Below are 11,120 nucleotides of genomic sequence, written 5' to 3'. Positions count from 1 at the left end.
TTTCTTGTGGGGCAGCGCCGCGTCCCCCTGTGCGATGGTGCTGGGGTATTTGCGCTGGGGCGCTACCTGTGGGGGGGGGGGGGGGGCCGGGGGGCGGGGTATCTGTCGGGCGGGGGGGGTGGCAACCCGGCCGACGGTCAGGGCAGCACCGGTGAATCGCAGACGCAACGAAGACATGAAGCAACCTTTCGGGTCGAGTACACACCGGGGCCCGGCGGACCGAGCCCTGGCGCTCGTTCGGTGACCGGTATACCCGGCCCCCGCCGAGACAACCCGACCGACGTTAGGGCAGCGGTGTAGGAGGCTCGTGAACCGACACTGAGAAAACTGTGAGGGTTGTCACCGGACGGCGGGATGGCCGTCGGCGGGGGTGTCCGAGTCGTCGGGGACGCCGGGATCGGCGGTCTCGCCGCCGGGGTGCTCGTCGGCGCGGCTGGCCAGGATCTGGTCCTCGAGGGCGACCAGTACCGCGGGATCTTCGATGGTGGCGGGCATGTCGGGGCGCTCGCCGGACGCGATCTGGCGGATGCTGCGGCGCAGGATCTTTCCGGACCGGGTCTTGGGCAGCGCGTTCACCACGATCACGTCGTGCAGGGTGGCGATGGCGCCGATCTGGTCGCGCACCCGCTCGATCACCTCGGCGCGCAGCCGGGCCGGGTCGACCCGCACGGCGCTCTCGCCGATGCCGCCGGATTTGAGCACGACGTAGGCGATCGGCCGCTGGCCCTTCAGTTCGTCGGGGATGCCGATCACCGCGCATTCGGCGACGAGTTCGTGCCCGGCGACCGCGGCCTCGATCCCGCCCGCCGACAGCCGGTGCCCGGCCATGTTGATCACGTCGTCGCTGCGGCCGAGCACGAACAGGTAGCCGTCCTCGTCGAAGTAGCCGGAGTCGCCGGTGAGGTAGTGGCCCGGATACGCGGACAGATACGAGCGGGCGAACCGCTCGTCGTCGCCCCAGAGAGTGGTCAGGGTGCCCGGCGGCAGCGGGAGCCCGATGACGATATTGCCCTCGGTGCCGGCCGCTACCGCGTCGCCCTCGTAGTCCAGGACGCGGATGCGGTAGCCGGGCACCGGCAGTGACGCCGAACCCGGCTTCACCGGAAGTTCTTGCAGGCCCAGCGGATCCGCGCAGATGGGCCAGCCGGTCTCGGTCTGCCACCAGTGGTCGACCACCGGGCAGTCGGGGTGATCGGCGAGCAGGGTGTCGCGGGTCCACGCGAAGGTCGTCGGGTCCAGCCGCTCGCCGGCGCAGAACAGCGCGCGCAGCGACGAGAGGTCGTGGCGCCCGGCCGCGGCGGCGTCGGGGTCGGCGCGGCGGATGGCCCGCAGCGCGGTCGGCGCGGTGAACATGACGTGCACGTCGTGCTGGTCCACCAGCCGCCAGTAGGCGCCCGAGTCGGGGGTGCCGACCGGCTTGCCCTCGTAGAGCACGGTGGTGGCGCCGACCAGCAGCGGGGCGTAGACGATATAGGAATGCCCGACCACCCAGCCGATATCGGAGGTCGTCAGCATCACTTGACCAGGTCCGACGTCGTAGATGTTGCGCATGGACCAGGTCAGCGCGACCGCGTGCCCGCCGTTGTCGCGGACCACGCCCTTCGGCTTCCCCGTGGTGCCGGAGGTGTAGAGGATGTAGAGCGGGTCGGTGGCCGCCATCGAGACCGGGTCGGCCGGTTCGGCGTCGCGGATCATGTCGGCCCAGTCCAGCCATTGCGCGGCAATGGATTCGGTGGGGCCCGGTAGTTGATCGGCGGAGGGCGTCGCGAACCGTATGGTCGGAAAACCGTTGCGCTGCTTGACCACGACGTGCCGGGGCGCGGTGGTCTCGACCTGGTCCAGCGCCTGCAGCACGATCGGCGGGTACTCGATGCGCTTGCCCGGTTCCAGACCGCCCGAGGCCGTCACGATCAGCACCGGTTCCGCGTCATCGATCCGGGCGGCCAGTTCATGCGCGGCGAACCCGCCGAACACCACCGAGTGCACCGCGCCGATTCGGGCGCAGGCCAGCATGGCTACCACCGCTTCGGGGATCATCGGCATATAGATGACGACCCGGTCACCGGTCCGGACGCCGAGCCTCAGCATCGCGCCGGCGAACTGGGCGACCTCGGCCAACAACTCGGCGTAGGTGTAGACAAGCGTGGCGCCCGTCATAGCCGAGTCGTATATTAGGGCGGGCTGGTCCGCGCGGCCACCGGTCGGTACGAGTTCGGCGGTTGTCGAGCCCTCTTCCGGTGTGAGATCGCGCACATGCCGGTCCAGCGCGTTGTAGGAGGTGTTCAGTCGACCATCGGGAAACCAGCGGGCGGTCGGGCGGGCCGTGCTGTCGACGATCTGAGTGGGTGCAACATCCCAGCTGATGGCCTTGGCGGCGGCGCCCCAGAAGTCGGCGGGATCGACCAGGCTGGTCTGATAGGTAGGCCGGTACTCCTGCTTCGCGTTCAACCGTGTGACTCCCTGCCTCGCCTCGATGCCCGCCTCGATAGATCAGCCTGATTGTGGCAGACTTCACGCGACGTCCGGACGGGCGCCGCGACCTTTGATTTTGTCTGGAACCGCCAGGTCAACGGCTGGACGTTGCCAACAGGTCACACAAGAAGTTATTGATCCGTTAGAATCGCATGCCACATATGTCGGCCGTCATGGACGCAAATTCTCGGCCAGCCGCAGTTCTCGGTCAGACCTGCCTGCCGAGCCACGCCCACGCCCGTGGGAGGCTCGCTGATGGCGCATGGCTGGGGCCAGTTTGGAAAGTGAGTGGAGATGCGTGACGCCGCTAGGTCCGGCAGGAAGCGTTGGGCGCTTAGCAACTGGGACCTGCGTTGGAAGGTTACGGCGGTACTGGCCGTCCCCCTCCTCGTCGCGGTGGTGCTCGGCGCCTCCAGGATCGCGGCTCAGTTCAGCGACTCCAGCGAGCTGGACACCGCCGTCAAGCACGTACAGGCGATCCCGGCCGTCACCGGCCTGAGCGCCGCGGCCGCCACGGTCGCCGGTGAGCAGATGATCCAGCTCGGCCCCAACCAGTCATTGGTGCAGGATGCCGATCTGACCCAGCTCGACAACGCCATCGCCGCGGCGGAGAAAGCCTCGCCCAGACTGGACGGTGTGCCGGGCGGCCGGGCGGCGATCGACGGGATGATCAACGGCGCCAAGGCCGTTCGAGCCAATGGCACCGCACCCGCCAGGACCATCGACGAAGCGCTCAACCAGGAAGAATCGATCCGGCAGAACAGCGTCCGCACTGCGGAGGCGATCACCTCGACCATCTCCGACCCGGGCGTCGAGGCGGCGAAGCTGCGACTGGTCGACTCCCTCAATACCCGCGCCGTGCTGATCTCCGAGACCGCTGGTATGGCCGAGGCGATTCGCGGCAACGCCAAGGACGGTCTGCGCGACTCACAGATCGCCGCCAACACCGAGCGCCAGATGCTGGGGATTCTCGCGCACCGTTTCCCCGACGGGGACCCGATCATCGCGGACCTGACTCAGCTGGTCAACAACCGTATCGCGCTGGTCAACGGGCCGCAGGCGGCCTCCGGCCAGATCCCGCTGCAGGACCTGCGGCAGTCGGTCCTGGACAGCCTCGCCGGCTACCAGAAGGTGGTGAGCCAGTCCAGCGCCGACATCGACGCCCAGGTGAAGAACCTGGCCGACAACGCCCGCACCGGCGCCGTCCGCTACGCCGTGATCGTTATCGCGACCATCATGGCGGCGCTCGTGCTCGCCGTGCTGATCGCGCGCTCGATGATCGTCCCGCTGCGCAAGCTGCGCCTGGCCGCGCTGCGCGTCGCCGAGCACGACCTCGGCCACGAGGTGTCCCGGCTGCGGGACGGCGCCAGCCCGGAGGACGTGCCGCTGGAACCGATGCCGGTGCACACCGAGGAGGAGGTCGGCCAGCTCGCTCGCGCGGTCGACGACATCCACGGGCAGGCGCTGCGCCTGGCCGCCGACCAGGCCGCCATGCGTACCCAGGTCAACGACATGTTCGAGACCCTGGCACGGCGCTCCAAATCCCTTGTCGACCATCAGCTCTCGCTCATCGAGGCGATGGAGTACGACGAGAAGGACCCGCGCCTGCTGGAGAACCTCTTCCGGCTGGACCACCTCGCCGCCCGTATGCGCCGAAACGGCGACAACCTGCTGATTCTGGCCGGTACGCCGAAGCAGCGCCGCGGCAAGACGGCCCCGGTCGAGATCGCCGACGTGCTGCGCGCGGCCATCTCCGAGGTCGAGGACTACGAGCGGGTGAAGCTGGGTGCCACCCCGCGCGGCGCCATCACCGAACCGGCCGCCTCCGACCTGGCGCACCTGTTCGCCGAGCTGCTCGACAACGCGCTGCGCGCCTCGCCGCCGGAGACCGACGTCAAGTTCACCTTCGCCCAGGCCCACGACCAGGGTCTGCTCATCGAGGTCGCCGACCGCGGCATCGGTATGCCGCCCGCGGAGATGGCGGAGATCAACCGCCGCCTGGAGAGCACCGCGGAGGTCGGCCCCGACACCGCGCGTCACATGGGTCTTTTCGTGGTCAGCCGCCTGGCCGAGCGGCACGGGCTGACCGTGCGGCTGCGGCCCACCTTCGACACCGCCCGCGATCCCGGCGTGACGGTGACCGTGCACGTGCCCAAGGCGATCATCGTGACGCCGGGCGGCGCCGGGGTGCAGATCCCGTCGCAGCAGTCGGGCCCGCAGCAGCAGGCGGTGCAGCCGCAGCGGCCCAACCCGGCCTCGATGCAGATGCGCACGGTCACCCGCACGCCCAGCGGCAACATGATGGTCACCGTCGACCCCACCGCGAGCGGGCCGACGGGGGCCGACGGCGAGCGGAACGGGACGGAACGACCGGGCGGCGAGCGTCCGGCGGCGGCCAACGGGGCCGCGCCCGCGAACGGCGCACTGCCGCAACGCCAGCCCGGTACCGCGGTGCCCGGCGGCCTGCCCAAGCGCGAGCCCGGTGCGAACGGCCCGACGGTCCGGCACGGTGTGGCCGGCGCCGAGCGGCGTCCCGGCGATGCTCCCCAGCCCGGAGGGCTCCCGCAGCGGGATCCGGGCGCGCACGGTCCGCAGGCGCCGGCGGCGCAGCCGGGTGCGAATCTGCCGCAGCGCGGCGGTCCCGCGCCCGCGGCTCCGCAGGCCGGTCTGGCGGCGAACATGCTCAAGCGGGCGCCGGGCGCCGGTGGTCCGCAGCCCGCCCGGCCCTCCGGTCTGACGGGTCTGCCGCAGCGTCCGGGTGGTCCGCCCCAGCGCGAGGGCGGTCTGCCGCAGCGGGATCCGGGCGCCGGTGGAATCCCGCCGCGTGAGCCCGGTGGCGGTCTGCCGCAACGTGGTTCGGAGATGCCGCCGCGCGAGGGCGGTCCGCCGCAGCGCGGTGGGTCGTTGCCGCAGCGCAATGCCGGCGCCACCGGTCTGCCGCAGCGTTCGCCCACCCCGCCGCCCGGCGAGGACGCGCCCGAGCGGCCCGCGGCCAAGCTGCCGCAGCGCGAGGCCGGTCCGTCCGGCCTGCCGCAGCGGGATCCGGGCGCCGGTGGCATTCCGCCGCGCGACCCCAAGGCCGGTGGCCTGCCGCAGCGGGAGGGTGGCCGCAACGGTCTGCCGTCCCGGCGTCCCGGTGGTGGTCTGCCTCAGCGGGATCCGGGTGCCGGTGGCATCCCGCCTCGCGAGGCCGGTCCCGGTGGCCTGCCGCAGCGCGGTGCCGGGGGCCTCCCGCAGCGTGAGTCGGCCGGAACCGATCTTCCGTCGCGGGAACCGGGGCTGCCGCAGCGCGAGTCGACCGGTGGTCTGCCGCAACGGGATTCGGGCCTGGGCTTGCCGTCCCGCGAGTCGAGCGGTGGCCTGCCGAAGCGTGATGCGGGCTCCGGCCTGCCTTCGCGCGAGCCCGGCGGTGGTTTGCCACAGCGTGAGCCCGGCGGCGGTCTGCCGCAGCGTGAGCCCGGTAGTGGTTTGCCGCAGCGCGAGTCTGCCGCGAACGGCTTGCCGCAGCGGGAATCCGGTCTCGGCCTGCCCTCACGGGAGTCCAGCGGTGGTCTGCCACAGCGGGAGCCCGGTAGTGGCCTGCCGCAGCGGGAGTCCGCGGCGAACGGTCTGCCGCAGCGTGAGTCGGGCCTCGGTTTGCCCTCGCGGGAGTCCGGTGGCGGCCTGCCGCAGCGTGAGCCGGGAAATGGTCTGCCGCAGCGGGAGTCGGGCTTGGGCCTGCCGACGCGGGAGTCGACCGGTGGTCTGCCCCAGCGCGACCCGGGCGCCGGTTTGCCCCAGCGGGAGTCGACCGGTGGTCTGCCGCAACGGGATTCGGGCCGTGGCCTGCCGTCGCGCGAGTCGACGGGTGGATTGCCGCAGCGCGAGTCGGGTCTCGGCTTGCCGTCGCGGGAATCGACGGGCGGTCTGCCGCAACGGGAGTCGGGTCTCGGCTTGCCGACGCGGGGGTCGACCGGTGGTCTGCCGCAGCGCGAGCCGGGCAGTGGTCTGACGCAGGATTCGAGCGGCGGACTGCCGCAGCGGTCGCCAGGTTCCGCGGGGCTGCCGCAGCGTCAGCCGGGCGCCGGTCTGCCGCCGCGTCCCGCGCCGACACCGGGTCTGAGCCTGCCGCAGCACGAGCGCCTCGCGCCCGAGAGCGACGAGTCGGCCGGTGGCGAAGGCCGCGAGCGCGGCCGGCACAGTTTCAAGTCCAACCCGCAGAAGACCGCCTCGTTCTTCCAGACCCGGCTGCAGCCTGCGGACGACTCCGGTGCGTCGATGGGCACGCCGATCTTCGCCGAGATGATGTCGGCGTGGCTGGCGGATCCCAACGCGGACCGGTCCCAGGTGGCCGCTTCCTTCGAATCACCAGGTGACGAAGGTTGGCAGGCCGCCCGGCGGGCCGTGGAGGCCCAATCCGAGAAGCGGACGGCGGCCGGATTGCCTCAGCGCGATCCCGGCAACCGCCTGGTTCCCGGTGGCGTCATCGGAAAGGCCGATAGCACGCCGAAGCGTGATGCAGAGTCCATCAGGTCAAGTCTGAGTCGTCACCAGCAGGGCGTCCGGGATGGCCGCGCAATGAGAGCAATGAACCTAACCGGAGATAAAGGAGACCGATGAACCCCGATCTAGGTGGTACGAACCGTCAGCTGGATTGGCTGGTTTCGAACTTCGCCAACGAGGTTCCGGGCGTCGCTCATGCCGTGCTGGTGTCGGCTGACGGTCTGTTGATGGCCGCAAGCGCGCAGTTGCCCGTGGACCGTGCGGAACAGCTGTCGGCGGTGACCGCGGGGCTAGCGAGCCTCTCGGTCGGTGTATCGAATCTGTTCGAAGGCGGCACCGTGCTGCAGTCGGTAGTCGAAATGGAACACGGCTACCTGCTACTGATGGCGGTCGGCGACGGCTCCTATCTCGCGGTGCTGACCAACACGTCCTGCGACATCGGGCAAGTCGGCTACGAGATGGCGCTGCTTGTCGAGCGAGTTGGCCAGACAGTTCAGGCCACACCTCGCGTCACGATGGGTTCCTGATGGTGGGATGGACATAGACAACCAGCGCATGGGGAGCGCCGAGCCGAGCCTCGTTCGTCCATACTCGTTGACCGCCGGCCGTACGCGGCCGACGGTCGAGTTGGCGTTGGAGGCACTCGTCGCATCGCATCCGGTCGCCCTGGAGCGGCAGTTCGAGCTCACCAACATCGAGACGTCAATCGTGGAGTTGTGCAGAGAATCGCCGTCTGTCGCAGAATTGGCCGCCCGTCTGGGTATTCCGATCGGGGTGGCTCGAGTTCTCGTCGCCGACCTCATCGAGGCCGGTCATGTGCGGGTGTCGGCGACTTTGAAAGACGATTCGAGCGACGATGAACGTCGCGAGCTGATCGAAAGGGTTCTCAGTGGACTCCGGCGTATTTGATTCGACGGCCCAGGTCGATACGCGCACCAGTAAGCCCACCTCGGCGAAGATCGTGGTCGCCGGTGGTTTCGGTGTGGGTAAGACGACCTTGGTCGGTGCCGTATCGGAGATCGTTCCGCTGCGCACCGAGGCATTGGTGACCAATGCCAGCGTCGGTGTCGACAGCCTGGCCGCCGTGCCGACGAAGGCCACCACGACGGTGGCCATGGACTTCGGCAGGATCAGCCTTGCCGACGACCTGGTGCTGTACCTGTTCGGCACCCCCGGCCAGTACCGCTTCTGGTTCATGTGGGACGACCTGATCCGCGGCGCCATCGGCGCCGTGGTGCTGGTCGACACCCGCAGGCTGGAGGACAGTTTCGCCGCGGTCGACTACTTCGAGGCGCGCAGCCTGCCATTCCTGGTGGCCATCAACGAGTTCGACGATGCCCCCAAGTACCCGCTCGAGGACATCCGCCAAGCGCTGGCGGTGCCCGCGGACGTGCCGATCATGTCGATCGACGCCCGCAGGCGCGAGCCGGTGAAGCAGGCGCTGGTCTCGGTGACCGAGTACGCGCTGCGCAAGGTCGTCCAGGGCTACTGACCGTCACCGGCCGCCGCAGCGGATTCCGGAGCTGCGGCGGTTCCGTGATGAAGTCCGCGCGCGCCCGGCCTGGACAGGGCCGGACGACACGCGGCTCTCAGTCGTGCCGCTGACGGGTCGGCACCCCGGTCGTGACTGTGTGCTGCCCGGAGATCGGCCTAGGTCATGCCATTCGGTTATGGACTCAGGTATTGGACGGGCCGCGGAGATGCGGGCGAGGGTTGGGGTGTTCCCCGATGCTCGGCCGAAAGGTAATTCGATGTTCGCCGTCTACGTCACCGTCGCGGTGGTCGCCGCTCTCGCCAATCTCGCCGCGGCGCGTGTCGATTTCGTCCGCAAACAGTGGGTCCTCGACAACATGACCAGCTACGGCGTCCCGCATTCGTGGATCGTTCCGCTCGGTGTCGCCAAGGCCGTGGGCGCCGCCGGTCTGCTGGTGGGACTCGCGGTGCCGCTGGTCGGCGTGGCCGCGGCCGCCTACCTGGTGCTCTACTTCCTCGGTGCCGTGGCCACCGTGCTGCGGGCGCGGGTCTACGCCGACGTGGTCTACCCCGGCGTCTTCTTGCTGCTCGCGGTCGCTGCCCTCACGCTCGGCCTCGCCGTGGCCTGAGCGCCTGGGTCGGCCGGTCGCGAAAGTCACCGGCGCCGACCCCGTCCGCCGGTAGGGTGAGCGAAAACGATTGCGGCAGAGGGAGAGACGCGGTGCGCCACGGCAACGGGCTGGAGATTCCGGAGGACCTGCGTGAGCTGTGCTCCCCGCGGCGGATGGCGGTGATCGTCTACGACATGCAGGTCGGCGTGCTGGCGCAGCTCGACGACGGCGCGGAGATCGTGGCCCGGGTGGAGCGGGTGGTGCAGGCCGCCCGCCGCGGCGGGTATCCGGTGATCTTCCTGCGGCACCTGTTCCTGCCGAAGCGGCTGAGCGGTCTGTTCGCGCTGCGCATGGCGATGTCGTGGCAGGGCGTGGACTCGGTCGAGGAGATCACCCCGATCCTGCAGCGCGATACGCCGGGCTTCCAACTGGTGCCGCAGCTGCAACCGGGTCCCGACGAGGTGGTGTTCGACAAGACCTCGATGTCGGCCTTCGAGGGCACGCCACTGGCTGCCGTACTGCGTGACCTGGGCATCGTGTCGTACGCGATCACCGGGGTGGCGCTGGAGATCGGTATCGCGCCCACGGTCACCCACTCCACCGACCTCGGATTCGTCCCGGTGGTGGTCCGTGATGCCTGCGGCGGGCGCGACCAGGAGGCGATCGCGCGGGCATACGACGACTTCGCCTTCCAGGGCAACGCCGTCGTCACCGACGTCGACACCCTCGTCCCGCTACTGGAGAAGGGCGAGTAACGCCGGTCAATCGGTGGCGGGGATCCATGCCGGATGCCACATGCGACCGGCCTCGGTCCAGTTCATGTAGCGGACGGTGCCGGTGATGGTCGGGGTGGCCCAGACCGCGTCTTTGCGTTCCTCGGGCGTGAGGTCGTTGTCGAACGGGCTGGTCTTGCGTTGCAGGCGGCGCAATTGTGTTGCGAGCTCGGACATTTCCTGGTCGCTGAAGCCCGTGCCGACGCGGCCCACGTAGAACAGCCTGCCCTCGTGGTGGACGCCGACCAGGAGCGAGGCGAACTGCCGCGCCTCGCTGCGCCGCCAGCCGCCGACCACCACCTGCTGGGTGCGCCAGTTGCGGGTCTTGACCCAGGACTGCCCGCGCTTGCCCGGCAGGTACACCGAATCCTTGCGCTTGGCGATCACGCCCTCGAAGCCCTGCTCCTGGCTGTAGCGCAGCGCCGCCGCGCCCGGACCGTCCAGCTGTGGCGGCACCACCAGTGACGGCGCCCGCCCGGTCAGGGCCTCCAGCACTCGCCGCCGATCGGTATAGCGTTTGCGCAGCAGCGAGGTGCCGTCCAGGTACAGCACGTCGAAGGCCACGAACACCGCGCGGGCGGCATCGGCTTGCAGCAGACCGAGATTCGCGACGCCGTGATCGTCGAAGACCACCGCCTCGCCGTCCAGTACGGCGCGATGACCGTCGAGTTCGCGGCCCAGGGTGGACAGGCGCGGATATCGGCCGGTGACCGTGTTGCCAGCGCGGCTGCGCAGGGTGACCTTGCCGTCCTCGATCTCGGCGATCAGCCGGAAGCCGTCCCACTTCGTCTCGAACGCCCACTCGTCGGTGTCGAGGACGGAGACGTCGCCGGTGGTGGCCAGCATCGGGGTCAAACCGTGCGGGAACTGCGTAGGCTGTTTGGGCTTGCCGTTCGGAAGTGGTTGCGCCACCGGGGCTTCCGACTTCATCAGGTGCATCAGCCACTGGTTGCCGTTGGTCTGGATGAGGGCGTAGCGGCCGTCGAGGCGGGAGCCGTGCAGGTGCACGATCACCTCGTCCTCGCGCCACTTCTCGGTCTCGTAGGTGCCCGTGTCCCAGATGGTCATCTCGCCGCCGCCGTACTCGCCCCGCGGGATGGTGCCGTGGAAATCCAGGTACTCCAGCGGGTGGTCCTCGGTGTGCACGGCCAGGCGGTTCTCCTTCGGCGTGGGGGGGGGGGGGGGGGGGGGGGCCCCCCCCCCCCCCCCCCCCCCCCCCCCCCCCCCCCCCCGCCCCCGCGCGGGGCGGGGGGGGGGGGGGGGGGGGGGGGGCCCGGGGGGCCCCCCCCCCCCCCCCCGCCGCCCCCGG

The 11,120-nt window shown here is 70.2% G+C and carries 8 protein-coding genes; 6 read left to right on the top strand and 2 right to left on the bottom strand.

Annotation, left to right across the window (positions count from 1 at the left end):
* Positions 1–339: 339 nt before the first annotated feature.
* Complete coding sequence (locus QH470_RS27030) at positions 340–2,448, bottom strand: AMP-binding protein (RefSeq protein WP_280275174.1); 2,109 nt, start codon at positions 2,446–2,448, stop codon at positions 340–342.
* Between the two features lie 318 nt (positions 2,449–2,766).
* On the opposite strand from QH470_RS27030, the gene QH470_RS27025 reads away from it, so the two are divergent.
* The 6 genes from QH470_RS27025 to QH470_RS27000 all read left to right on the top strand — a co-directional run bounded on the left by QH470_RS27025 (position 2,767) and on the right by QH470_RS27000 (position 9,793).
* Entirely contained in the window at positions 2,767–7,071 is a 4,305-nt protein-coding gene (locus tag QH470_RS27025) for a sensor histidine kinase (protein ID WP_280275173.1), read from the top strand.
* Complete coding sequence (locus QH470_RS27020) at positions 7,068–7,481, top strand: roadblock/LC7 domain-containing protein (protein WP_011207200.1); 414 nt, start codon at positions 7,068–7,070, stop codon at positions 7,479–7,481. The genes QH470_RS27025 and QH470_RS27020 overlap by 4 nt, the downstream gene beginning before the upstream one ends.
* A gap of 7 nt (positions 7,482–7,488) precedes the next feature.
* Positions 7,489–7,863: a DUF742 domain-containing protein gene (locus QH470_RS27015; RefSeq protein ID WP_024800684.1), complete on the top strand. Its 375-nt coding sequence runs from the start codon at positions 7,489–7,491 to the stop codon at positions 7,861–7,863.
* Positions 7,844–8,446, top strand: coding sequence for a GTP-binding protein (locus QH470_RS27010; protein WP_174411295.1), 603 nt, complete (start codon positions 7,844–7,846; stop codon positions 8,444–8,446). The genes QH470_RS27015 and QH470_RS27010 overlap by 20 nt, the downstream gene beginning before the upstream one ends.
* A 259-nt stretch (positions 8,447–8,705) precedes the next feature.
* Positions 8,706–9,056: a DoxX family protein gene (locus QH470_RS27005; protein WP_280275172.1), complete on the top strand. Its 351-nt coding sequence runs from the start codon at positions 8,706–8,708 to the stop codon at positions 9,054–9,056.
* 92 nt (positions 9,057–9,148) lie between these two features.
* The gene (locus tag QH470_RS27000; RefSeq protein ID WP_280275171.1) at positions 9,149–9,793 is read left to right on the top strand and encodes a cysteine hydrolase family protein; all 645 of its coding nucleotides are present in this window, start codon (positions 9,149–9,151) and stop codon (positions 9,791–9,793) included.
* Positions 9,794–9,799: 6 nt separating this feature from the next.
* Here QH470_RS27000 and ligD read toward each other — a convergent pair.
* A partial coding sequence (ligD, locus tag QH470_RS26995; RefSeq protein WP_280275170.1) for a non-homologous end-joining DNA ligase occupies positions 9,800–11,120 on the bottom strand: 1,321 nt, incomplete at its 5' end.

Origin of the sequence: Nocardia wallacei (genome assembly GCF_029868745.1) — a bacterium.
Taxonomy (GTDB): domain Bacteria; phylum Actinomycetota; class Actinomycetes; order Mycobacteriales; family Mycobacteriaceae; genus Nocardia; species Nocardia wallacei_B.
This window is presented reverse-complemented; position numbering and strand designations above follow the sequence as displayed.

What these genes read in the sequence shown, in the direction of transcription:
- QH470_RS27025 (WP_280275173.1), top strand. Translation starts at nt 2,767, where the DNA reads ATGCGTGACGCCGCTAGGTCCGGCAGGAAGCGTTGGGCGCTTAGCAAC.
- QH470_RS27020 (WP_011207200.1), top strand. Translation starts at nt 7,068, where the DNA reads ATGAACCCCGATCTAGGTGGTACGAACCGTCAGCTGGATTGGCTGGTT.
- QH470_RS27015 (WP_024800684.1), top strand. Translation starts at nt 7,489, where the DNA reads ATGGACATAGACAACCAGCGCATGGGGAGCGCCGAGCCGAGCCTCGTT.
- QH470_RS27005 (WP_280275172.1), top strand. Translation starts at nt 8,706, where the DNA reads ATGTTCGCCGTCTACGTCACCGTCGCGGTGGTCGCCGCTCTCGCCAAT.